Here is a 23,452-nt window from a genome sequence, read left to right as displayed (position 1 = left end):
CCAGCCGGGTAGGGGCGATGGTCACCAGCTCAACCTCCTAGTTCGCGGAGGAAGGGATCACCCAGCACGCGCGGTTCCAAGCGAATCCGCGCGTCCGGGATTCGCACCCCGCTACCGGTGACGATGACCGGGTTGAGGTCGGCTTCGACGACCTCGGGCACCAGCTCGGCCAGCCGTGCCGTTCGCAGCAGCACGTCGACCACCGCGCCGGTGTCCAGCGCTCGGTCGGCGTCAGGTCCGAACAGTCCGGGCGCAGCCCGCAGCTCATCGAGCATCTCGCGCGCATCGCGAGTTGTGAGCGGGACCAGACGACGACTGCGGTCGGCGATCAGATCGGTGTCTGTTCCTCCCATGCCGAAGACGATCACTGGCCCGAACGAAGGTTCGCTGAGCACGCCGACGAGGAATTCCCGCCCCGGTTCCACCATCGGCTGCAGCACCACCCCGCCGAACCTGGCCCCGAACCCCTCGCGCAAGCGCTCCCACCCCGCCCGCAGCTGAGCGACCGTGGACACACCGAGCAGCACGCCACCTGCCCGGGCTTTGTGCAGAACCCCGTCCGCTCTCACCTTGAGCGCAACGCTGCCGCCCAGTTCGCGGAACGCGGCGAGAGCTTCGGCTTCGGTGCGGCACAGCGTGGTGGGCACCACCGACAGACCGAACGAGGTGAGCAGACCCTGCACCTCCTCGGCTTCCAACCACCGACCGCCGGGCGACCGGTCGAGCGCCGCGACCACCGCGGCGCGCGCGGCCGCGACGTCGATACCACCGAGGTCCGGTACCGCACCGCTCGGCCGAGCCAGCCAGGTCGCGTATCCGACGACGTCGGCCAGTGTTCTGGCTGCGAGCGCGGAATCAGCGAAGACCGGGACCTGCGACGTCCCGGCGAGCAGCGGCCGGACCGATTCCTGCTGACCTGGCCGCACGACCAGCACGGGCTTGTCGCACCCGGCGGCACGGGCTCGGGTCACGGCTCCGGCGACCGCGTCACCGGGGTCGCTGATCGCGGTGCGCAAGACGGGCACGACGAGTGCGTGCACAGCCGGATCCCGCAGAACGATCTCGAGCGCAGCGCCGAAGGTGGCCGCGTCGAGGGTCGCCGTGGTGTCCACCGGGTTGCGCGCGCTGGCCTGCCCCGGCAGCAGATCCGCGAGTTCTCGTTGCACCTGCGGGAATTCCGCGAACTTCAGTCCGGCCCGCGCGCAGGCGTCCGCGGCAAGGACGCCCAACCCGCCCGCGTTGCTGACCACCGCCACCCGCGGCCCTGCGGGCAGCGGTTGCCAGCTCAGCAGGCCGACCACCGCGACGAGTTCTTCCAGATCGTCGACGCCGATCGCACCGGTCTGCCGCAGCAGGGCATCCCGGGTACTGCTGGGTGTCGCGGTCGCCGCGGTGTGCGAAAGAACGGCCCGCTGAGCGATCGGACTGCTGCCGCTGCGCAGGACCACCAAGGGCTTGGACCGGCCGAACCGCCGCGCGAGCCACGAGAACTTGCGGGGATTGCCGAAGGATTCCAGGTAGAGGACACCGATCCGGGTGCGCTCGTCGCGCTCCCACCACAGCAGCATGTCATTGCCGCTCACATCGTACTTGTCCCCTGCGGACACCAGGGTGGACACGCCCAGCCCGGCGGAGCCCAAGCGCTCCAGCAGGGCGATCCCCACGCCGCCGGACTGCGTGACCACGCCCACCGAACCCGCCGGGATCCCGGCTGCGGTGAACGTCGCGTCCAACCGGACCTGCGGATCTGAGTTGACCAGCCCGAGGCAGTTCGGCCCCACCAGCCGCATTCCCCAGCGGCGCACTGCGGCAAGCAGTCCGTTTGCGACATCCGGCAGCCCGGTGATCCCCGATGTCACCACGACCAGCGCGCGCACACCGCAGCGGCCGCATTCCTCGGCGACGGCGGGAACGCTCTCCGCTGGCACGCACAGCACCGCGAGATCCGGAGGTTCCGGGATATCGGCCACCGACCGCACAGCGGAGACACCGTGGACCACGCTTCCGCTGCGGTTCACAGCGTGCACTGTTCCGCCGTACCCGCCGTGAACGATGTTGTGCAGCACGGCGTTCCCGACCGATGAGGGCCGGTGCGCGGCGCCGATGACCGCCACTGAGGCCGGGCTGAGCACTCGCCGCAAGCTGGCGACATCCGCGATCCGCTCGCGGTCACCGACCTTCGCCTGATACGGCTCACCGGCGTCCAGCGCGGCCTTCACCTGGTAGCTGGAGCCGTCCAGGTGCGCCTCGTGCGGCAGGCCGCTGTCCCGCAGCACCTGGAGCATGGCCGAGTTCTCCGCCAGGACCTCAGCGACGAACGTCCGGACGCCGCGCTGGCGAGCCGCAGCGACCAAATGCTCCAGCAACAGCGTGGCCACCCCGCGCGCATGCCGGGCGTGCTCGACCACGAAGGCCACCTCGGCCACCTCCGGGAGCACGAGTTCGTAGTGGCCGACACCGATCAGATGCGTCCCCTCGAACGCGCCCAGCGCCACCACGTGCGCACCGCTGGGCTCCACCAGTCCCCGCAGGAACTTGTTGATGCTGGTGTCCGAAGGGGCGCCGAAGAACCGGAGGTAGCGGTCCTCGGCGGACAGCGCGCCGTGCAGGTGTTCGAGCTCAACGAGGTCCCCAGGCTCCAAGGACCGAACAGTGACGACACTGCCATCAGCCAGGACCGCGCGCACGGCCTGCTCGTTCGCCCCGCTTCCTGCCGTTGACACCGGACCGGCTCCTCTCACCCGAGTCCGTTCGGGAGAAGCGCGCTCCACCTCTGTAGCGACGATAGGGCCCGTCCGCTCTTCCAGCACGGCGGCCGGGGTTACCGGTGAGGGGCGCACTGCAGTACTCGGGAGCCGATGTGGGTACTCCGCGAGCACGCCGATTCCCGTGTGGAGCCGCCATGGTCGCAACCAGCATCGATCCCCACGTCCACCGCGCTGTGCTGTTCGACATGGACGGAGTGCTGACCAACACCGCACGTCTGCACTCCGCGGCGTGGAAGGTCTTGTTCGACCAGTACCTGGCCGAGCGCTCCCCGACCCCGTCGGAGGACCACCGCCCGTTCACCGATGACGACTACCGGCACCACGTGGACGGCAAGTCTCGCGTCGACGGCGTCCTGGACTTCCTGCACTCCCGCGGAATCGGGCTGCCCCGCGGCGACGTGGGTGACGAAGCCGGTGGGGAGACCGCCCACGGACTGGGCAAGCTCAAGGACGAGCACTTCCTGCGCGCTCTCGACGAGCACGGCGCGGAGGTGTTCGCCGATGCCGTCTCACTCGTCGAGTCGCTGCGTCGGCACCACGTCGAGACGGCCGTGATCTCCGCGAGCCGAAACTGCGCCCGCGTGCTCGAACGCGCGGGCATCGAGCAGCTGTTCGACGTCCGCGTCGACGGCGTGGTTGCGGCGGAGCTGGAGCTGCCCGGCAAACCCGATCCCGCGCTCTTCCTCGAAGCCGCCCGGCGGCTGGGCATCCCACCGTCCCAGACCGCGGTGGTGGAGGATGCCGAAGCGGGTGTGGCGGCGGCCCGCGCTGGTGGGTTCGCGCTGGTTCTCGGCATCGACCGGGCAGGCCTGCCGAGTCGGCTGGCCGACGCCGGGGCGGACGTGGTGGTGTCCAGCTTGGACGAGGTGACGATCGCGGCATCCGGGCAGCGGCGGCTCTCCGAGATCCCCGACGGGCTCGTGCACTGGAACGCGATCAGCTCGCGGTTGCGGGGTCGTCGTCCGGTGCTGCTGCTGGACTTCGACGGCACCCTCGCACCGATCCGCAAGGACCCGGCGAAGGTCTCGCTGTCGGTGCGGACCCGGACGGCGTTGCAGAACCTCGCCCGCTGGTGTCCGGTGGCCGTGATCAGCGGCCGCGATCTCAGCGATGTGCGCGGCCGGGTGCGGGTCGAGGGCGTGTGGTGCGCGGGCAGCCACGGGTTCGAGATGGCCGGTCCCGGTGGCGAGCCGATCGCGCAGGAAACGGGCAAGGCCGCTCTGCCCGTTCTCGACATCGCGGAGCAGCGCTTGTCCGCCGAGCTGGAACCGGTGGCCGGGGCGCTGGTCGACCGCAAGCGCTTCGCGCTCGCCGTGCACTACCGCAACGTCCGGCTGGAGGAGGTCGGTCGAGTGGTCTCCGCCGCCCGACAGGTCGATGCAGAGCTCCCCGGCCTGCGGATGGCGCACGGCCGCAAGGTGGTCGAATTGCTGCCCGACATCGACTGGAACAAGGGCCGGGCGGTGCGCTGGCTGCTGGAGCGCGCTGGACTCACCGGCCCCGAGCTCGTCCCGGTGTTCGCCGGCGACGACTACACCGACGAGGACGCGCTGCGCGAGGTCCACGAGGACGGCCTCGGAATCGTGGTGCTCAGCGCCGAGCACGGCGACCGCCTGACCTGGGCTCACTGCAGCGTCGACGGCACGCGCGCGTTGATCGATCTGCTAACCCGCATCGCGCCCCCGGCCAGGAGACGACCCGTGCCATGAGCGTCTGGCAGTTCGGCTTCCAGGGCTTCGACCCGGCCGACGAGGGACGCCGCGAAGCCCTGTGCACGCTGGGCAACGGCTACTTCGCCACCCGCGGCGCGGCCCCGGAGTCCACGGCCGACGACGTGCACTACCCCGGCACCTACCTCGCGGGCTGCTACAACCGGCTGACCACGCAGGTAGCGGGGCGGGCGGTGGAGGACGAGTCGCTGGTCAACGCGCCGAACTGGCTGCTGCTGACCTTCCGGGTGGACGACGGCCCGTGGTTCGACCTCCGGCGGGTCGAGGTGCTCGACCACGAGCAGGAGCTCGACCTCGAACGCGGAATCCTGGTGCGCCGCCTGCGCTTCCGGGACGACGGGGGGCGCACCACCCGAGTCGTGCAGCGCAGGTTCGTGCACATGTCCGCACCGCACCTCGCCGGGCTGGACACCGCGCTGGTCGCCGAGGACTGGTCCGGGCGGATCACGTTCCGCTGCGGCATCGACGGGCGCGTGACCAACAGCGGCGTCGCCCGCTACCACGCCCTCGACTCCCAGCACCTCACCGACCACCACACCTTCCAGCCCGCACCGGACACCGTGGTGTTGCACACGCGGACGTCCCAGTCACGCGTTCGCATCGCCGAAGCCGCGCGCGCAAGGGTGTTCGTGGACGGTGAGCCGGTCGACGTCGCGCACACGTTGATCCAGCAGAACGACCTAATCGCCCACGACATCACCGTCCACCTCGACCAACGATCCGAAGCCCGGATCGAGAAGATCATCGCACTGCGCACCTCGCGCGACCCGGCCACGTCCGAACCGGTGGTCGAAGTCGTGGACGAGGCCCGCTGCGCTCCCGGCTTCGACGAGCTGTGCCGCTCCCACGCCCTGGCGTGGGCCAGACTGCATCGCGAGTTCCACTGCGGACTTTCGATGAGCGAGGAAGCTCAACGATCGGTGCGGCTGCACCTGTTCCACCTGTTGCAGACGGTCTCGCCCAACAGCAGCGATCTCGACGTCGGGGTGCCCGCCCGCGGGCTGCACGGCGAGGCCTACCGCGGGCACGTGTTCTGGGACGAGCTGTTCGTGCTGCCCACCCTCACCCTGCGCCGCCCCCGGCTGGCCCGAGCACTGCTGATGTACCGCTACCGCAGGCTCGACCGAGCACGCCGCGCGGCCGCCGAAGCAGGCCTGCCCGGCGCGATGTTCCCGTGGCAGAGCGGCAGCAACGGCCGGGAGGAGAGCCAGCAGCTGCACCTCAACCCGCGCTCCGGACGCTGGCTGCCCGACCACACCCACCTGCAGCGCCACGTCGGCATCGCCATCGCCCACAACATCCACCACTACCACCGGGCCACCGGCGACGACGAGTTCCGCGACGAGTTCGGCGCCGAGATGCTGCTGGAGATCACCCGGTTCTTCGCCGCACTCGCGCACTACGACCGCAGCCGGGACCGCTACGTCATCCGCGGCGTCGTCGGCCCGGACGAATACCACACCGCCTACCCGGGGCGGGAGGACCCCGGCATCGACAACAACGCCTACACCAACGTCATGACGGCCTGGCTGTGCCGCACCGCCGCGCAGGTCCTGCACGAGCTGCCCGCCGAGCGGCACCACCAGCTCGTCGAACAGCTCGACCTGCGGCACGGCGAGATCGACCGGTGGAAACGAATCGCGCAACGGATGTACGTCCCCTTCCACGGCGACGGCATCATCAGCCAGTTCGAGGGCTACAACCAGCTCGACGAACTCGACTGGGACGGCTACCGGCAGCGCTACGGCGACATCCACCGGCTGGACCGCATCCTCGAGGCCGAGGGCGACGACCCGAACCGCTACCAGGCCTCCAAGCAGGCCGACGTGCTGATGCTGTTCTACCTTCTCTCGGCCGAGGAACTGGCCGGGCTTCTCGACGGCCTCGGCTACCCGATGCCCACCGGCACGATCCCGGCCAACATCGAGTACTACCTCCAGCGCACCAGCCACGGCTCCACCCTCAGCGCGGTCGTGCACGCCTGGGTCCTCGCCCGAAGCCACCGGCACCGCGCGCTGGAGTTCTTCGACCACGCCCTCGCCGCCGACGTCCACGACACCCAGCGCGGCACCACCAGCGAAGGCATCCACCTCGCCGCCATGTCCGGCAGCATCGATCTCCTCCAACGCTGCTTCGCCGGCATCGAAGTCCGCGACGGCGCGCTGCGCCTCAACCCGCAGTGGCCGACCGAGCTCGGCGACCTGGAGCTGACCCTCCGCTACCGAGGCCAGCCTCTCGCCATCACCGTCACCGGCCGCACGGCCACCGTGCGCACCGCACCCGGACACGCCCGGCCACCCATCACCTGCGCCTGCGGCGACCGGACCGTCCTGCTCGGCGCCGGCGAGACCGCGCGCTTCTCGCTCGAGCACCGGCCGTGGCAGGACGACTCCACCTGATCAAGCGCTGGAGGCTGCCTCAGCTGTGCAGGTGGGCCGGTTCACCGGTCAGCTGTTCCACATCGGTCGTCGCCGCTCGCAGCAGCTGGTGGGCAAGCTCGAACAACGCGCGCGCCGCAGCCAGCTCAGCCCCGATCTCCGGCACATTGATGTCGTCAGGGTTTCGCTTGGCCACACCCGCGCCCTGGAGATCGGTCGCGTCTCGCGTGCGCAGCCGTGCTTTCGCGAACGTACGGTCGTCCTCTTCCGTGAGATCGATGTCGACTGACCAGTGTTCTGTCTTGAGCATCGCGCACCTCTTCATCACTCCGATTGAACTCGCCGACCGGAGCACGCGAACAGTGCTGCAGCGAGGCTCCCGACGATCAGGAACGCCGCGCCTTCGGCCAAGACGAGGGAGACCAGCGCGAGGAATGCCGCCACCGAGCCGAGCGCTCGAGCCAGCGTGAACCACGCCAGGGTACGCACCAACGCGTGGGCTCGGGCCATCCTGCGCGCCAACCCCGGGTCCTCGGAGCGCAACCGCTGCTCGATCGCGTCGAAGAGTCGCCGCTCGTGGCGCCGCAACACGGGAAACCTCCAAGCCGACGAACACGAGAACATTGCGCCAAAAGCATCCCCGGACGACGAGCACGTCGAACAGAGCCGATGGGCCCTGCGTCCAGGTCGCTCAGCACGTGCACGCGGCGATCAAGACTCCTGCGATCAGCACGCCCGCGAGTAGCAGCGACATCGCTCCCACCTCACGGGCCCGGCGACGCCGAGCAGTGCCAGCACCGCGATCGCGATGACTCCGCACCTCGATCCACTGCGCGACCGTGCGCACCCGCTTCGGCATGGCGAGAGTGCTGCACCACGCTCCGTGCCCGGTGGCCATCGTCCGCGACGTGGTGGCGGAGTCGTGACAAGTTCACCCAATTCGCATGACCGCGACCGGGCACCGAGCCCTGTTCACGACGGCGTGGCTCACCGAGCCCAGCAGCGCGCGACGGAACAGACCCCTGCCGTGGCTTCCCACCACGACCAGTGCCGCGTCCTTCGCTTCCCGGAGCAGCGCGTCGGCGGGTTTCTCCGGGCTGATCGCGCGCCGGACCTTGACGTCCGGGTAGTGCTCGCCCCAACCGGCCAGGCAGGAAGCGAGCACTTCCAACGCTTCCTCGCGCACCTCCTCCCACGGCAGCTCCCAGTGCTGCACCCACGTGAAAGGATCAAACGGCAGGTCGCTCCACGCGTGCACAGCGACCAGTGCGTTGCCGTGGCGCGAAGCGAAGTCGTAGGCGAACCCGATGGCCTTGCGGCTCGCCGCCGACCCGTCCACGCCCACCACGACGGGTCGCGGATCGGGCTGCTCGCCCGTGCCTCGGACCACCACCACCGGAGCCCCGGCGCGGCGGGTCAGCAGCTCCGCCGAGGTCGATCCCAGCACCCCCATCTCGACCTCGATGCGGGGCCCGCCCAGCACCAGCAGCTCGGCATCGCCCGACAACTCCGACAAGGTCTCGACCGGATCCCCGAACCGCAACTCGTCGCGCACCTCGAGCTCCGCGTCGATCTCCCGGCAGCCCGCGACCAGCTCGCCGAGTTCCCGACGCAGCAGGTCCTGCAGTGGCTCCAGCACGTCGCCCTCACCCGGCACGACCATCGGGATGCTCTTCTCGAACGGCCAGGTCAACACGTGAACCAGCTGCAACGGCAAACGGCGACCGGACGCCTCGCGCGCCGCCCACCACACCGCTCGGCGGGACTGCGCGGCCAGGTCGTACCCCACCACCACCGGTTTGCGAACACTCTTCACCATCCGGAACGCCCCCTCACGCGCCGGGTCCAGGCTGCGGCAGACGACCGCTGCGGGATCAGAGCACTTCGTCACCAGTGCTGTCCCCACCGAGGCCGTTGGCCCCTCCCCCGCAAGCCAGCGCAACTGGCATCGTGAGCACATCGAGCCCGCGGAGGCGAAGATGCCGACGTTCCCCGCAGCACTCGGCCTGACCTCCTGCCAGGTCGAACAGGTCATCCGGCTCGCCGGGATGGCCCCGTCGTTGCACAACAGCCAGCCCTGGCGCTTCCGGATCATGCCGCACCTGATCGAACTGCACGCGGACCCGAAGCGCAGACTGCCCGTAGCGGACCCGGAAGACCGCGAACTGCGGCTGGCGTGCGGAGCCGCTCTGTTCAACCTCCGACTCGCCTTGACGCAGGCGGGAGTCCACCCGCTGGTGACGCTGCTGCCGTCCCTGGGTTCCGCCACCGCGCTGGCCGAGATCCGCAGCGGCGGGCACGAACATCCGCGCCCCGGTGACGTCCAGCTGTGCGAAGCGATCCCCCGTCGGCACAGCCACCGGCAGCCGTTCCAGAACACCCCGGTCTCAACCGAGGACCGCCACGAGCTCGTTCGCGCCGTGCAGGAGGAGCACACCTGGTTGCACGTGGTACCGCCGGGTCAACTGGGCACGCTCGAAGGGTTGGTGCACCGTGCACACCGCGTGCAGATGTCCGACGAACGGTACCGAGCCGAGCTGGCGGCCTGGGTCGGCCGCGGCGACGACAGCTCCGAAGGCGTGCCGTTGTCGGCCGCCGGCCCCAAGCCCGGGCTCCAGGACCAGTGGGTGAACCGCGACTTCACCGTCGGCCAGACCGAACGTGCACCGGGAACGAAGTTCGAATCCCATCCGCTGCTGGCCCTGCTGTGCAGCCGCACCGACGACCAGGAGGCCGAACTGCAGTCCGGACAGGCTCTGCAGCGGCTGTGGCTGACCGCTACTGCGCGAGGGCTGGCCGCCTCGGTGATCTCCCAAGTCCTCGAACTGCCGGAAACCCGTCAGGAAGTCCACGATCTCCTCGGCGGGCACGCTGCACCGCAGGCGCTGCTGCGGATCGGCCACGGGACCACCACCACCGCCGCGCCGCGCCGCGAACCCGCCGAGCTGCTCATCAACGGGCCTGCGCAGGGCTGACCTCCGCGCAGCGCGAGTCGTGCGTGACAACCCGGTCGTTGACCACGACGACATTTAGAGCACTTACTAGTTGATCAACACCTTGTTGATCAACTGCTGCTGCGTTCCGCCCACCGCCGCCGCAGGGCTTCGGAGCGTTCCTGCTCTTCGAGCGCGAACTCCGTGGTGATCAGCGCCGTTTGCAGCTTCGGGACCCAGTAACGCCGCAACACCCGCACGCGCTGCCGGGTCGCGGCGATCTCGGCGCGGACGAGCCGCAGCACCGTGCAGTCGGCCGCATGCTGCAATGCGAACTCGAGCGCGGCGACATGCGCTTCGGCAGCCTCGATCAACGCCGCGCTGCACGGGACCGCGAACGAGGCGTGCTCGTGGGGCTGCGGGGCACGATTGATGCTGACCGGGTAGCGCACTCCCATCGACGCTGTCAGCACACGGACACCTCAACCGTCGAACCGGGATCTGCCATGCGCAGCCAACCTTGCCCAGCCAGCAGGACCGCACGGAGCGACCATTCTTCGGCCGTGGCCGCTGACCGCCCCCATTCCCTCCCGCTGGCTTCAGCACGGGCCGCCAACCGGTACTCCTCCTGCCGGAGGGCCCTCATCTTCTGCTCCAGCAGGACGGCGCCGCGTTCGACGACTTCCAGCCGCCGACGCAGCCTCAGCCGGTTCGCGCGTCCCGGAGGAACCCTGATCTCGGCCACGGTGATCACCCGGTTCGGTGGAGGTCGACGAGTTCGCCCGGCAGCATGGTCAGTTCGCGGGCCGGTAGATGCAGGAGCGCCCGCCAAGCGCGGTCAAGCGTGTCGTCGAAGCTGCGGGACTCGTCCGGACGCTGATCGACCAGATCGCTTCGGAACGCTTCCTCGAACTCCAGGTAGGCCCGGGTCTGGCTCAACGCCGCAGCTCCGATCAGGTCGAAGAGTTCCCGCACCTGACGGGCCCGTGCCAGCGCCGCGACGAGCTGCGCGGCCACCGGCAGATGATCCGCGCGGGTCCGGCCCGGCGCGCATGAGGCGGGGCAACGAGGACAGCGGATCGATCGGCGGGTAGCCACCCCGTTCCCGCGACAGCACGACCTGCCCTTCAGTGATGTAGCCGGTGAGATCCGGAACCGGGTCGGTGATGTCCCCGCCCGGCATGGTGAGCACGGGCAGCACCGTCACCGATCCGGAACGACCGCGGATCCGGCCGCACCGCGCGTACACCGACGCCAGGTCGCTGTAGAGATTTCCGGGGTAAGCACGGCGCCCCGGGATCTCCCCTCGCGCAGCGGAGATCTCGCGGAGGGCCTCGGCGTAGCTGGTCATGTCGCTGAGCACGACCAGCACGTGCTGGCCCGCGTCGAAGGCCAGGTTCTCGGCGATGGTCAGCGCCAGCCTCGGGGTGAGTATCCGCTCGATCACTGGCTCGTCGGCGGTGTTGACCAGCAGCACGAGCTCACCGGCGGTCGACCGGCGGGCCAGGGAGTCGCGGACGTGCGCGACGTCAGCCCCATGCCCGCGAATGATCCGCTCCACATCGAGCGGCCGAAGAACCTGAAAGCCATCAGCGACCCTTGTCAGCTCTTGGCCCCGCAGCAGCTGCAGGATCTTGGTGCGATGACCGCTGGGCGGCCGGACAAATCTCAATGGGGGCAAGAAAACTGTGCTCGGGACAACGACCAGTTGACCCTGCAGGTCTCGCCGGACACCGTTCAAAGCCAGGCCTGCGGTACACGGCGAAGATCGTGGCCGATGGTGAGCCGACTGCTGAGGTCGCGGGGTATCCAGCGGTCCACTACGGGGTCGCTACGGATTCGTGTGGCACCTACGTGGGCACCTCGGACACCGAGCTGTTCCTGGTGTCCTTCGGAGTGGGCGGCGCGGGTGACCAGGCTCGGGAAGCGGTGACGCCGCTGTCGCAGGCGCCCCAGGGCGCGATCGAGGTCGCGGCGCAGGCCGGTGCGGCGGTGCAGCAGCAGGCGCAGGGCTCGGCGGACTTCAAGAACGCGTTCCCGCCGCCGTACCAGGTGCCGCCGGACAACATCGGCTGGGCCGACTACGTCAACCCCGTCTCCTACGGGTTCAAGTCAGGTGTGCGCGCCGCGCACGAGGAGAAGCACGACCAGGTCGAGGAGCAGGCGCGGCAGCAGTACGAGTCCTACACCCAGGCCACCAACGAGCGGGTCAACGGGATCCAGCAGTTCCCGCCGCCTCCCACCTTCACCGGAGACGTGACCACGGCGTCGACCACGCCGGTGAACAAGGTCGACCCCAGCACCAGCTACACCTCGACCAGCACCACGTCGAGCACACCCAGCGGCAACACCACGAGCAGCAGCCAGTCGTCGTCGGTCCCGCATACCTCGAGCACCCCGTCGCCGTCGGCACCGACACCGTCGGGCCACTCCTCGACGAGTCCGTCGCCGCAGGCCCCGGCCGGATCCAGTTCGTCTTGGACGACCCCGCCAGCTGCCAGTGGCACTACGGTGCCGGGCACCGCGGCTCCGACCCCAGCACCTGGTGGCGGGGGGACCGGTCGGTGGAGCCGTGATCCCGCCCAACGGTTCGGGCACCGGCACGCCAGCACCGGGCACCGGTGGTCGAACTGGCTCCGGCGTTGGAACCGGTACGGGACGGGGTGCCCCCCCCGGGCCGGGTGCGGGCGTTCGCGGCGGCGGCACCGGGGCTGGCGTGCTCGGCGGTGGCGGACGGTCCGGCACCGGTGTGCCCGGCACCACTGGTAGCGCCACGACTGCCGGTGGCCCCACGGCACGCGGCGGTCCGAGTGGGTCCGGCGGCGTAGCCGGGGCGGCCGGGCGCGGCCGCGGCGAGGGCAAGGAGGACAAGTACGTCGCGGAGAACTCCGAGCTGTTCGAAGACCTCGGCCTGCCCAAGACCGCGCCGCCGGTGTTCGGCGACTGGGCCGCCCAGAACCAGGAGGGCCTCCCCCATCGCCCTCCGGAAAAGCGCTAACACTAGCCCTCACTACCTCTTCTCGATACTGCTGGCGGCGGAGTCCTCAATCCCCCTTGTGGACTCCGCGGCAAGCACCTTTCAAGAGATGCCGGGCAACGGCACGATGCGAACCAGCCCAGCACGGACCTGTTCTGGACACCACGGACACTCAGGACGATCATCCTTTTCGGACACTTGATCGGGCCAGGTGAGTGCACCGCACAGTGCGGTCAGTCTGCCGTCGTCGCGCGGCACGACCTGGATCGGTAGGACCTGGTTGTGGTAACCGAACGCAGCCCAGTACCCGGTCGGCGCTGCTTCTGCAGGTTGACCATCCGACATGGAGATTCCCCCATTCAAACCAGGAATACCAGCGCGTGAGCCCCAAGGTGCTCGCACACCGACGCATTCCTTCCGCCTTCGCTTCTCAGCCGCCGAAGGAAGCCCGTCCGACCGTCGATTGCGAGAGAACGCCCGTAATCGCAGCCGGCCGGTAACTGACAGGCCGCCCCACGTCAGAAGGCAGGAAGCACAGCGGGTCCGGCCGAAGCACCGCAAGCGGCGCCTCGGGATGTCCCGGCGCGGGAAGCGCGAGGACAGCGCGCAGGGTCCACACCGCCGATGAGTGGTACTGCCAGGACACCAAGAACGGTACGAACGGGTCCGAACCGGGCATGGTCGGCGTGCGGAAAGCGGTTGCGTCATTTTCGCCGTCCTCGCCGCGGAGGATGACCACGTCCGCGCAGGTCCGCCATCTGCGCACCGCCGCCAGGATGCTGGGGCCGCGCTTCGGACCGTAGACCCATACAGCCCACGCCTCGGAGTTCAGCTCGGTCAGCAGGAGGTCAATCTCGGACGACGACACCGCGCACCACCTCCTGCCAGTCGTCCTCGGCGTCCGGTTCGGCGTTGCGCCGTACCTGGGCTCGGCGTATCCGCACTTCAGTGACGGCGATGGCTAACCCGCAGGCCATCGCCGAACCGACAACGACGACAGCCATCACGACCAGTGCTGTTGGAAAACTGACCACCTTCGCCCTTCCCGAAGTCCTGGTCACCGCAGCGACATCACCATCTGTGCTCGGCATGTAACCGTGTGGAATGGGCGTGGGCGATGATGTGGGCGAAACTCCCACACCTGGCTGCGTCATCCTGTTCACGCAGGTAGCTACGCTGAGGCGCGTATCGGACACGTGCTGCGCACTCGACTGGAGACCTTCATGGCCCGGACGCCTGAGGCGATCATCGAACTGCGGCGCGCGCTGGGGGCCGCGCTCCGGGGCTTCCGAGAAGCGTCACCGTTCGACCAGTCCGCCATCGGCAGGCGCACCGCCTACTCGCGCACGTCGATCTCACACATCGAGGCCGGCCGCCAGTTCCCCGGCCGCAACTTCTGGAAAACCGCTGATCAGCTACTCCAAGCAGGCGGCGAACTGCTCGCCCACTTCGACCGCACCGTGGCGGAGGAGAAACGCATCAGGATTGCCGAGCTGCAAGGCGCACCGGTACTAAGGAGTGACGCAACACGACCACCGCGGTTTCCCGGCTCACCGCACGACGACGATTGGCAACGTGACGACGTGAATCGCCGTGAACTACTCCGCCTGGTGACGGCCACGGGAAGCCTGCTAGCCATCCCCTCGATCGACGTCGACCGGGTCCGGCATGCCGCCGACCACCCCCGTCACCTCGACCCCGCGACCGTGGACACCTACGAGCGACTGAACGCCGAGCTCTGGAGGAAGTTCGCCGAGTCGCGGTCCAAGCGCGATGTCCTCCCGGCAGCACGGCACCAGCTCGCCGCCCTCAACGCCAGCCTGAACGAACCACAGAGCTCCGACGTGCAGCGCAGGTTGTGCACGCTCGCCGGTGACCTGTTCCAGCTCTGCGGCGAGATCTTCTTCGACAGCGATCACTACGCCGACGCCGCCCACTGCTACTCCGAAGCCGCCCACGCCAGCAAAGAAGCTCGCGAGTTCGACCTCTGGGCGTGCGCGATGACCCGGCACGCTTTCATCAACATCTACGAGCGCCAGTACCGCCACGCCACCCCACTGCTCGACGGGGCCGCGCAGCTCGCGGCAAGGGGTAACCCGACCAGGACCACCCGGTACTGGGTCGCTGCCGTCCAGGCCCAGACCTACGCCGGACTCGGGAACCTGCCTGCCTGCCAGCGCGCATTGGACAAAGCTGAGCAGGTCGCCACCCTCGACACCAAGGCACCCGCGACCGGCTGGCTCCGCTTCGAGGGTTCGCGGCTGGACGAGGAACGCGGAGCGTGTTTCGTGACGCTGCGCCGACCCGACCTGGCAGAACCCGCACTCACCAGGGCGCTGGCGCAGGCTACCTCAGCACGGCGACGCGGAAGCGTACTCGTTGACCTCGCCACCGTCGGTGCCCAGCGAGGCGATGTCGACCAGCTCGTCATGCGGGGCGCCGCGGCGGTGGACAGCGCCCGGCAGACGGCGTCGGTCGGTTACCTCGGCCGCAAGCTCACAGACCTGCAGAAACACATGGTGCCCTTCTACGCCGATCGGCACGTGCGGTACCTGGAATCGCAGATCACGGATGTTGTGACCGCATCCGGCTCAACGCAGTGAGGAGAGGTTCAGTGTCAGACGAGAACGGGCGCGTTTTCCGCGAGGCGTGGATCGCAGGGGTGAGCAAGTACTACCCCGGCGAGCCCAAGCCCGGCTACATCGCCCCGTGGGACGAAACGCCGGACTGGGAGCGTGCCAGCGCCGCGGCCGTGTACCAGCAGGTGCACGACTTCATCGTCGCGACCGACGGCAGCACGACCAAGCTCACCCGCGAGCAGAAGGGCCGCTTCGTCGCACTGTGCTGGATCGGGCAGATCTTCAAACACTTCGAAGCCCCCAAACCCGCCTACGTCGCCGACTGGGACGCCATGCCGTCATGGCAGCGCGAGACCGACTCCGACATCTTCGAACGCATCGAGCAGGAGGTCACGACCCGTACGCCCTGACACCACGCACCGATGACAGCGGCGCCGCTCTGACTCACCGGGCGGCGCCGCTGTCGCATACGACCTCCGCCCAACTCCAGGGCGATCACAGCTTCCACAAAGCCAAGTTCGCGTTCTACCGGCGACGGTCGAACGACTCGGCCTTCACAGCCAGCAGAAACGCCTGGAACCCACGCTCGGTGAACTCCAGGACCGGGCTGTCGCTCCCCAGCTTCGAGTCCCGGAGACCGACGATCCCGGGTAAAGCCGCCAGCTCAACACAGTTGCCCTGGTCAGTGCCGCTGTAGGACGACTTGGTGAACTGGACCTGGGTCCAATCGATGTTTGTGCTGGCCATGCGGCTCAGTCCTTCCTCGGTTTGCTCCCAGCGAGCTGGTCTGCTGCTTCGAGGACGAAGTTACGCGACTCGACTGGGCCCAAGGCAATGCCGTAGAGCTGGCTGAGCAGGTCGGTGTAGCGACGTACGGCTTCAGGCGGCTTGTCGATGTAGAGCGCGTCACCGTAGATCTCGACGTAGACGATGTCGGTGCTGGTGTCCTGGTCGAAGCGGAAGATCACGAAGTCGTAGCCGACGTCGACGTAGGAACGGGTGTTGAACGGGATGACCTGGAGCGTGACGTTGGGCAGCAGCGCCACCTCGGCCAGGTATTCCAGCTGCTCGCGCATGACATTGGGATCGCCGATCTGGCGCCGCAGGGTCGACTCGCTGAGCACGAAAGAGAAGTGCGGTGCGTTCTCCCGAGCCAGGATCGACCGGCGGTCCTGGCGGACGCGCACCGTATCCTCGACCGCCTTGCCGTTGGGGTCGTTCCCGCGGCCGGCGAACATCGCGCGGATGTAGTCTTCGGTCTGCAGGATCCCGGGGATGACCTCGGAGGCGACCATCATCACCTGAGTCGCGCTCCGTTCGAAGTCCTGGAACGCACGGAACCACTTCGGCCCCAGATACAGCGCCGCCTCATCGCGGGGCCGACCGCGACGCCGACGGGCACCCTTGGCCAGCTCCCGGCACCACACCTTGTCCTTCTCCGACGCGCGGTACAGCGTGAGCAGCGCTTCCAGCTCGGCCTTGGCGATGCCGACTTTGCCGTTTTCGACCCTGCTGATCTTGTTGTGCGCCTTGCCCAGGTGTTCAGCCGCCTCCTCCTGCTTCAGGCCAGCGGCCTCGCGCAGCTTCCGGAGCTCGTTGCCGAGCTGGCGCTGCTGCATTGTGATCGTCGCGGATGGTGTCGACATCCCGCTCCTCTCCCCTGTCGCCGCTGAGCAGCATACGACGTCACCAGAAAGTTGGATTTACAACTTGTACTTACAGTTTTATTGTCGTTAGTGTCGGCGCGAAGCCCACAGGAGCACAAGATGTACATCCAACTTATCTTGAGGCTTCTGCACTCGATCGAGCTACACCGAGGGGCCCACTGCGCCGATCGCCGGTGAGCGCCATCGCCGACCCCTCCCAGGGGCGATGACGCTCACCGCGCACCTCCAACTTCACGGACCGCTCCACCGCGGTCCCGGTAGCCGCATCGCATCGGACGACGCGCCGCCAGTCGGCCATTGGAACGGAGCCAACGAATGTCCACAGAGGAGCAGTCAACCAGGCAGGCACGATCCCGGGAGGTCGGGTGCACCAACGCTGCAGGCCACGCCGGGGTGATCAAGGTCTTCCCGCTCACGGGCAGCCGAGTGGGCATTCGAACGCCGTCCGGCGAGCAGTTCGATCTTAGCGCCGAGCAGCTGCGAGACCTGCTCGTAGCAGCTCGCGAGGCGATCCGGGAGTCACACCCGAACTACGACCCCACCCCGCGAACGAGAGTGGTGGGTGGCCCGTGTTCCTGAACGAGCTTTACGGGTCGGTTCGACAGCGCCTGGACGACATGGCGCGGATCGTCAGCACAGGTGATGACCGAGCGGTGATTGCGCTCGCCCGGTCCGAGGTACCGCACCTCATTGAAGCGGTGCGGACCCTGATGGCAGGCCACGAACCGAACGAACTCGGCGAGTGCCCTGCCTGTTCCCGAGTGCTCCAGCGGTGGCGGAAACCATGGCGCCGTCCGACATCGCCATGCAAGGTCTACCTCTCCGCAAGGCGGTCCTTGTTCGACGAAGACCACGAACCTCGCCACGCACTTCGCTGACATGCGAATGCTCGCTCGGTTCCCAGAACTCCCCCGGCCTGGGAACCGAGCGACCGGTCGGCGACGCATCGTCGGGCTGCACCCCCGAACAGCCATGACCTCGACGATGCGTCGCCACCGGACCTTCCCGAACACAGAAAGCACACCCGCCTCACCGCGGGCTTGTCACCCGCAGCAGCCCATGTACGCCGGCAAGAAGCCGCACCGACCCGCTACGGCAAAAACGAGACTCTTGGCGGACCACGGCCTTCCCCGACACCTGCGGTCCGCCAGGTTCCAACCTGAGGAGGAACGGCGATGATACTGCGCCGAAATCGAAGACTTTCAGTGCTCTCACTCCTCTCTCGCCTCGGCTTTCAACACCACAGCTACATCTGGACAGTTCCCTGCCGCGATGCGCGGGGCAGAAGGGCCCAGCTGACGGTGGGCTTGGTTCCTGACGGCGTGGCTCTGGCAACCAGCACCCACGGTCCGATCACACTGACTCCGTTGCAAGCCGGTCGCCTGCGCGCTGCTGTGCGCGAGGCCGTCTACATCCGCGCTCGGTTGGCCACTCCAGGAACCCGAGTCCGCCAGCACGACACCGCAAACCCGGTCTACGGAGCGTTCTTCGAATTCGAGCCGACCAGCATGAACGGCGCCGGGAACACCGGAGACCAAACGACCCTCGACAACGAACAGGGAAACATCCATGAACCTGGAGCGTCGGAGAGCCCAGGAAACCTCGCCGAGCGAAGCCGCCAACGGCAAGCGGCTTGAGCTGATCGCTGCGGCGGAATGGTACCGACTCCAGTTGGGCTGGCCGGTGGCCTTCGATGCATCCCACTGCCGCTTGGTCATGCGCACCGGCGAAACCGTTGACGCCATAACCATGCCCGACTGGCTTGCATCTTCAGTCGCCCTGCATCTCGAGCAGGGCCTGCTCGCAGGACCCATATCTATCGACACCACACGCACCTGGTGGACGATTCTGAGCGCCCCGTGCGGGGGTTCGCACGCCGACATATCTCCGGAGCTGCGCAGCTGCCGCGTCCATGTCGTCCCCCATGGCGGACAGGTGGTTCTGCCGCACCCGCACGACACTCGCCACTGGCGCCGTCCTCCGAACGCCGGAACACCCCTCCCGCCATGGAAAGCCGTGATCACCGCGACGAACCGATCCGTTCAACAGCTCCGCTGACCGATCAAGACACCCGACGCGAGCGCGCCAAGCCACCCCACGCAGCACGCGTCCCGCCAGGGTTGAGCCGCCCCGTTCACTCCTCTCCCGGGGCGGCTCCCCACCTTACGGATTCGCGCTCCCGGTCGGCTCCTCGCTTCAAGCGATTCGATCCACGGCCTGTGGGGACAGGTTCACGAGGAGATCCTGCGCAACGTCCCGGGCGTCCGGCGTGCCGTGATGGCGCTCGGTCGCGTGCTCGATCGCTTGCCTGCGATCACGTGCACATACGCCTCCCCAGATTCCCCAGCTGACACCCTCGTTGATCTCGTGGTCGAGAGCGAGTATCAGGCATTCGTACTGGACAGGGCAGCGCGCGCAGGCTTCGGCGGCCTGGCGGCGTTGGTGCGCTAGTCCCTCCGTGCCTCTGGCTGGGTCGGGGAACCATGCATCCTGCGATGAGGACGTGGTGCACCGCCCGAAACGACGTACTCTCCATTCTTCTTCGTGGAACACGTGACCCCCCGAGGTGGCGAAGATCGAGGTTGGCCGGATCGCCGGAGGCGGCAGCTCGGTCCTGAAGTGCTGAAGTGAGCTGGGCGGCCCAGCGTCGTGTGCCGCGCCGTGGCATGAGCTAAGAGACCGGCCAACCTCAGATAAGGCGGTAGCCCTACCTGTCCGCTATAGAGGACTTGGATGGTCGAAAGTACGCTGACGTGACCGGAGGGGCAACTCGAAGGGACCAACACCTTGCGCTTGTCCCCTAAAGGGGACATCCTTGTGGTTCTGGGAAGGAGGTGTCCGATGCCGGAGGCAAAGTCGGACAAGACGTTCGGGGAGCAGCTCGAGCTGTTGTTCGACGCCGTCCGGCGCGAGGATGGCTCGCAGTACTCGAAGCGCGAAGTCGCTGAGGCCGTCGGGTTGTCGAAGACGCACGTGTACAGCCTGATCAAGGGTGAACGCGAGCCCAGCCATGCGGTGGTCAAGGCCCTGGCGGAGTTCTTCGGCGTGGAGCTGGATTATTTCGCGGACAGCGAGCGTGGGCGCGAGCTAGCCCGGCAATACTCCTTGCTGGCGAAGTTCGGTGAAGGCAAGCTGCGTGCTCTCGCGCGGGGCGCCGAGAAGTTGTCGCCTGAACAGTTGGCGCACGTGATCGAGTACATCGAGTTCCAAGCAAGCAGGGATCATCCTTCTCGGTGACAAGGCTGTCTTGTCGCTGTCAGAACCAGCACCACGTAGAGAGACTGGATCTCCACGCCGCGCAAGCTGGCGTCTCTGCAGGGGCTTCGGGCCGTAGGTAAGGCAGGAGCCCGGCAGTTTCGCTACTTGCCGGCGGAGCCGAACCTTCCGCCGTGTACGCACGGTGGAGAGCGAAACCCGGCGGCGATTTGAGGTGATGCGCTGTGGAACGCCCCCGAGTGAGGACAACAGCGCGTACATCCCTGCGTCAGCTGCTCGGTCTAGGTAACGACCAAGGCGTGAACGAGCCTCGTCTTCGGCGAACGATCCGAGACGAACTCGACGAGCTCGGCATCGTGGGACCGACCGACATGGCCGAGGTTTGCAGACACCTTGGTGCGCGCCGCGGGAAAACCCTCAAGCTGTTGCCCTACCCGCTGGACGTCCCCGGGCCATTCGGCCTGTGGATCGCCACTCCGGTCGTCGACTTCATCCTCTACCAGCAGCAGACCACGAACGCCCACCAACAGCACATCATCGCTCACGAGCTCGGGCACATCATCAGCGGTCATTCCTCCGACGATGGCGACGAGGACGGTTGGTACGAGTCTTTCCCGGATATTCCACCTGATCAGGTCCGCCGTGCTCTGCGTCGGACCCACTACGACACCGAGCAAGAACGCGAAGCCGAAACGGTAGCGACCTTGCTGCTGGAACGTGCAGCGGTGCTCGAGCAGATCGTTCTTCCGCCTCGAACGTCTCGGGCACGGCGCGCGCAACAAGCACTCGGCGAGCAACAGGACTGGCTGTGAGCCTGACGAAACTGGCGATCATCGTCGCGCTGGCGTGGTTCAGCTACCGACTTGCCCGCTCACCGCGAGATCTTGCGCTGCGTGCCGTGGTTGCCTGCCTGTTCTGCCGTCTGTTCGCCGCACCGTCGACCATCGCTGCGCTTCGCGACCTCACCGGAGGCGCCCTGCCTCCGAGCGTGGGCAAGCTGGTGATGAACATTGCCCTGAACGCTTCGTGGTTCTTCCTGCTTCTCTTCTTCCTCTTCGCTGCTGCAGGAAGCGTTGTGCGAGCGTGGCGGGAGGCAGCGCTGATGCTTGGCGCTTCTGCCAGCATGGCCTTGGCTGTCCTCCTCACTCCAGATTCCGACAGCGCGTTCCCGACGAGCGGTGCGCTGCCGGTGGTCTTCCCCGCGCCGAGCGTGGCTGCCTTCTACCTCGTGGGTATGGCCTACATCGCCTACGCGACCGCTTCAGCGGCAATCTGGGCGTGGCGCTACGCCACTGAGTCCGGACGTCGCACGAGAGTCGGTCTGCAGCTCGCAGCTATCGGCCTGATCGGCGAAGCAACGACCACCACGGTCCGCGCGAGCATCGTCATCATCCGGTGGACCGGCGGCAGCGTTCCTCCATCCTTCGCGCACGCTGTCGACAGCTTGGTTCCTGTCGCGTTGCTGATCTTCGTCGTTGGCGTCTGCTGGGCAGGGTTGACGGCTCGGATCTCGGAGTTCCGAGTTTGGGCCCGTCACCGACGCGTCTACCACCAGCTGTATCCGTTGTGGGCGCGTCTGCACGACGTGTTCCCGGACGACGCACTCGAGCGCAATCCCACGAGCCTGTGGTTCGATCGGCTTTCCCCCTTGCGTATGCATCGGCGCTTCTGGCGGAGGCTGATCGAGATCCGCGACGGTTTGGTCCAGCTCGGTCCGCAGCTGATAGATGCCGGCTACGACGCCGAGCGCCCCGCTCACCAGCAAACCGCCGTCCTGGAAGAGGCGTTGCGGCGCCAGCACGAGGGTGTACGCCCCAGCGGACGATCGGCGGTGCTCATCGCTGCGCCCGACCGACCCGACCTCCATGCCGACATCGAAGAGCTCGTCGCCCTCGCTCAGGCACTTCCCAGCAGACCATCCGCGCCTCGTCCGCATTGATCAGGAAGACGGCAGTATGCGACAGCTGATCACAGCAGCCCAACTCTTGCCAGGTCCGGCAGGCCAGCAGATCGAGGATGGAGCTCTCCTACTCGAGGAGGACACGATCGTCGCTGTAGGTCCTCGTATCGATGTCGAGGCGCACGCAGGCGAGCGGGTCCGGCGAAGCCACTTTCCGAACCACACCATCCTGCCGGGCTTGATCAACTGCCACGTGCACCTTGCGCTCGACGCTGGCTCTGATCCCTTGGAGAACTACCTCGCTACCGATGACGACGATCTTCTGCTCGGAATGACTGGCCGCGCGCAACAAGCCGCTCGCAGCGGGATAACTACTCTCAGGGACCTCGGAGACCGCCGTGGCCTTGCGTTCCGCCTACGGGATGCCATTGCCCGCGGCGACTTGAGAGGCCCTCGGATCCTGGCAGCCGGCTCCCCACTGACCATTCCACGTGGCCACTGCCACTTCTTCGGCGGTGAAGTCTCCGGCGAACGCGAGATCCGCCAGCACATCCACGACATGGCCGAGCGCGGAGCTGACGTCATCAAGGTCATGGCTAGTGGAGGCCACATCACCCCGGACTCTCCTCCGATGTGGGCAACTCAGTTCTCCGCGGATGAGCTGCGGATCATCGCCGAGGAAGCTGCCAACGTGGGGCTACCGGTCGCGGCGCACGCCCACGGTTCCGATGCGATCGCTGCTGCAGTCGATGCCGGCGTCTCGACCATCGAGCACTGCACGTGGCTCCAGAACGGTGGCGGTGGTTACGACCAACGTGACGACGTGGCCAAGCGCATGGCCAGCCAAGGCATCTACGCCTGCATCGCCTGGCCCCCGGACTGGCGGGGATTCATGGATCGCCTCGGTCCAGAACGTGCCGAGAAGATCGTCGAGAGGTTCCTCTGGATGGATGAGCTCGGCATCCGGCTCATACCTGGGACCGACGCAGGCTTGCGAGACACGAGGTTTGATGACTACGTCAATGCCCTCGAACTGTATGCCCACGTTGGGTTTTCCAACGGACGGATCATCGAGATGGCAACCGTCACGAGTGCCGAGGCGCTGGGGGTGGGCGACAGCGTCGGCCAACTTCTGCCGGGTTACAGCGCCGACATCGTGGTAGTCGAGGGGGACCCGCTCCTGAATCTGAGTTCCCTGTCGCAGATCGAACTAGTTCTGGTCAAAGGCGAGTACATGGCGGGCTCGGGCACCGCATCGAAGAGTTTCGACGCGTAGCCCAGCAATGATTCCAGTGTAAGAACGG

Annotated in this window: 23 protein-coding genes and 1 pseudogene; 11 read left to right on the top strand and 13 right to left on the bottom strand. The window is 67.6% G+C overall.

What is annotated here, in order from left to right; genetic code table 11:
- Positions 1–29: 29 nt before the first annotated feature.
- Complete coding sequence (locus F1721_RS33100; RefSeq protein WP_246155487.1) at positions 30–2,981, bottom strand: bifunctional acetate--CoA ligase family protein/GNAT family N-acetyltransferase; 2,952 nt, start codon at positions 2,979–2,981, stop codon at positions 30–32.
- Here F1721_RS33100 and otsB point away from each other — a divergent pair.
- Together otsB and F1721_RS33090 are read left to right on the top strand one after the other, a co-directional pair.
- Positions 2,954–4,477, top strand: coding sequence for a trehalose-phosphatase (otsB, locus tag F1721_RS33095; protein WP_211840729.1), 1,524 nt, complete (start codon positions 2,954–2,956; stop codon positions 4,475–4,477). The genes F1721_RS33100 and otsB overlap by 28 nt on opposite strands.
- On the top strand, positions 4,474–6,897 hold the full coding sequence (locus F1721_RS33090) for a glycoside hydrolase family 65 protein (RefSeq protein WP_150070788.1): 2,424 nt from the start codon (positions 4,474–4,476) through the stop codon (positions 6,895–6,897). Before otsB ends, F1721_RS33090 begins: the two co-directional genes overlap by 4 nt.
- Before the next feature lie 19 nt (positions 6,898–6,916).
- Here the strand turns inward: F1721_RS33090 and F1721_RS33085 are convergent, their stop codons facing one another.
- From F1721_RS33085 to F1721_RS33075, 3 genes are all read right to left on the bottom strand, one after another.
- On the bottom strand, positions 6,917–7,186 hold the full coding sequence (locus tag F1721_RS33085) for a DUF1876 domain-containing protein (protein ID WP_150070787.1): 270 nt from the start codon (positions 7,184–7,186) through the stop codon (positions 6,917–6,919).
- 14 nt (positions 7,187–7,200) lie between these two features.
- Entirely contained in the window at positions 7,201–7,464 is a 264-nt protein-coding gene (locus F1721_RS33080; protein ID WP_170301694.1) for a DUF3040 domain-containing protein, read from the bottom strand.
- Between the two features lie 343 nt (positions 7,465–7,807).
- Positions 7,808–8,695, bottom strand: a complete 888-nt coding sequence (locus F1721_RS33075; protein ID WP_150070785.1) for a universal stress protein — start codon at positions 8,693–8,695, stop codon at positions 7,808–7,810.
- A 160-nt stretch (positions 8,696–8,855) separates the two neighbouring features.
- On the opposite strand from F1721_RS33075, the gene F1721_RS33070 reads away from it, so the two are divergent.
- Entirely contained in the window at positions 8,856–9,851 is a 996-nt protein-coding gene (locus F1721_RS33070; RefSeq protein ID WP_150070784.1) for an Acg family FMN-binding oxidoreductase, read from the top strand.
- 89 nt (positions 9,852–9,940) lie between these two features.
- On the opposite strand, the gene F1721_RS33065 is transcribed toward F1721_RS33070, so the two are convergent.
- The 4 genes and pseudogenes from F1721_RS33065 to F1721_RS35725 form a co-directional block, all read right to left on the bottom strand.
- Positions 9,941–10,282: a V-type ATP synthase subunit D gene (locus F1721_RS33065; protein ID WP_150070783.1), complete on the bottom strand. Its 342-nt coding sequence runs from the start codon at positions 10,280–10,282 to the stop codon at positions 9,941–9,943.
- Positions 10,276–10,554, bottom strand: coding sequence for a V-type ATP synthase subunit D (locus tag F1721_RS35730; protein WP_170301693.1), 279 nt, complete (start codon positions 10,552–10,554; stop codon positions 10,276–10,278). Before F1721_RS35730 ends, F1721_RS33065 begins: the two co-directional genes overlap by 7 nt.
- 5 nt (positions 10,555–10,559) lie before the next feature.
- Entirely contained in the window at positions 10,560–10,826 is a 267-nt protein-coding gene (locus F1721_RS35250) for an ATP synthase beta subunit C-terminal domain-containing protein (protein WP_246155483.1), read from the bottom strand.
- 106 nt (positions 10,827–10,932) lie between these two features.
- Positions 10,933–11,286: pseudogene (locus F1721_RS35725) on the bottom strand (V-type ATP synthase subunit B); the annotation flags it as partial.
- 377 nt (positions 11,287–11,663) lie between these two features.
- Here F1721_RS35725 and F1721_RS35475 point away from each other — a divergent pair.
- On the top strand, positions 11,664–12,578 hold the full coding sequence (locus tag F1721_RS35475) for a hypothetical protein (protein ID WP_281288839.1): 915 nt from the start codon (positions 11,664–11,666) through the stop codon (positions 12,576–12,578).
- A gap of 638 nt (positions 12,579–13,216) precedes the next feature.
- On the opposite strand, the gene F1721_RS33040 is transcribed toward F1721_RS35475, so the two are convergent.
- Together F1721_RS33040 and F1721_RS33035 are read right to left on the bottom strand one after the other, a co-directional pair.
- Positions 13,217–13,654, bottom strand: a complete 438-nt coding sequence (locus F1721_RS33040; RefSeq protein WP_150070781.1) for a hypothetical protein — start codon at positions 13,652–13,654, stop codon at positions 13,217–13,219.
- Positions 13,635–13,847, bottom strand: a complete 213-nt coding sequence (locus F1721_RS33035; RefSeq protein WP_150070780.1) for a hypothetical protein — start codon at positions 13,845–13,847, stop codon at positions 13,635–13,637. The genes F1721_RS33040 and F1721_RS33035 overlap by 20 nt, the downstream gene beginning before the upstream one ends.
- Positions 13,848–14,009: 162 nt before the next feature.
- Here F1721_RS33035 and F1721_RS33030 point away from each other — a divergent pair, with 162 nt between their 5' ends.
- Positions 14,010–15,389, top strand: a complete 1,380-nt coding sequence (locus F1721_RS33030) for a helix-turn-helix domain-containing protein (protein ID WP_150070779.1) — start codon at positions 14,010–14,012, stop codon at positions 15,387–15,389.
- 11 nt (positions 15,390–15,400) lie between these two features.
- Positions 15,401–15,775 carry a hypothetical protein gene (locus F1721_RS33025; protein WP_150070778.1) on the top strand — a complete coding sequence of 125 codons (375 nt, stop codon included), beginning with the start codon at positions 15,401–15,403 and terminating at the stop codon, positions 15,773–15,775.
- A 115-nt stretch (positions 15,776–15,890) separates the two neighbouring features.
- Here the strand turns inward: F1721_RS33025 and F1721_RS33020 are convergent, their stop codons facing one another.
- Together F1721_RS33020 and F1721_RS33015 are read right to left on the bottom strand one after the other, a co-directional pair.
- Complete coding sequence (locus tag F1721_RS33020) at positions 15,891–16,112, bottom strand: DUF397 domain-containing protein (RefSeq protein WP_150070777.1); 222 nt, start codon at positions 16,110–16,112, stop codon at positions 15,891–15,893.
- 5 nt (positions 16,113–16,117) lie between these two features.
- Entirely contained in the window at positions 16,118–17,011 is an 894-nt protein-coding gene (locus F1721_RS33015; RefSeq protein ID WP_150070776.1) for a helix-turn-helix domain-containing protein, read from the bottom strand.
- Between the two features lie 1,590 nt (positions 17,012–18,601).
- Between F1721_RS33015 and F1721_RS33000 the strand changes: the two genes are divergently transcribed.
- Positions 18,602–19,090, top strand: coding sequence for a hypothetical protein (locus F1721_RS33000; RefSeq protein WP_150070773.1), 489 nt, complete (start codon positions 18,602–18,604; stop codon positions 19,088–19,090).
- 138 nt (positions 19,091–19,228) lie between these two features.
- Here the strand turns inward: F1721_RS33000 and F1721_RS32995 are convergent, their stop codons facing one another.
- Complete coding sequence (locus F1721_RS32995; RefSeq protein ID WP_150070772.1) at positions 19,229–19,585, bottom strand: WhiB family transcriptional regulator; 357 nt, start codon at positions 19,583–19,585, stop codon at positions 19,229–19,231.
- Positions 19,586–19,873: 288 nt separating this feature from the next.
- Between F1721_RS32995 and F1721_RS32990 the strand changes: the two genes are divergently transcribed.
- The 4 genes from F1721_RS32990 (at position 19,874) to F1721_RS32975 (ending at position 23,424) form a co-directional block, all read left to right on the top strand.
- On the top strand, positions 19,874–20,269 hold the full coding sequence (locus F1721_RS32990; RefSeq protein WP_150070771.1) for a helix-turn-helix domain-containing protein: 396 nt from the start codon (positions 19,874–19,876) through the stop codon (positions 20,267–20,269).
- A 278-nt stretch (positions 20,270–20,547) separates the two neighbouring features.
- Positions 20,548–21,060: a M48 family metalloprotease gene (locus tag F1721_RS32985; RefSeq protein ID WP_150070770.1), complete on the top strand. Its 513-nt coding sequence runs from the start codon at positions 20,548–20,550 to the stop codon at positions 21,058–21,060.
- Positions 21,057–22,187, top strand: coding sequence for an MAB_1171c family putative transporter (locus F1721_RS32980; protein ID WP_150070769.1), 1,131 nt, complete (start codon positions 21,057–21,059; stop codon positions 22,185–22,187). Before F1721_RS32985 ends, F1721_RS32980 begins: the two co-directional genes overlap by 4 nt.
- A gap of 16 nt (positions 22,188–22,203) precedes the next feature.
- Entirely contained in the window at positions 22,204–23,424 is a 1,221-nt protein-coding gene (locus F1721_RS32975; RefSeq protein WP_150070768.1) for an amidohydrolase family protein, read from the top strand.
- Positions 23,425–23,452: the final 28 nt, after the last annotated feature.

Origin of the sequence: Saccharopolyspora hirsuta (assembly GCF_008630535.1) — a bacterium.
GTDB lineage: Bacteria > Actinomycetota > Actinomycetes > Mycobacteriales > Pseudonocardiaceae > Saccharopolyspora > Saccharopolyspora hirsuta.
The sequence above is the reverse complement of the archived record's forward strand: the minus strand, read 5'-3'. Positions and strand labels throughout refer to the sequence as shown.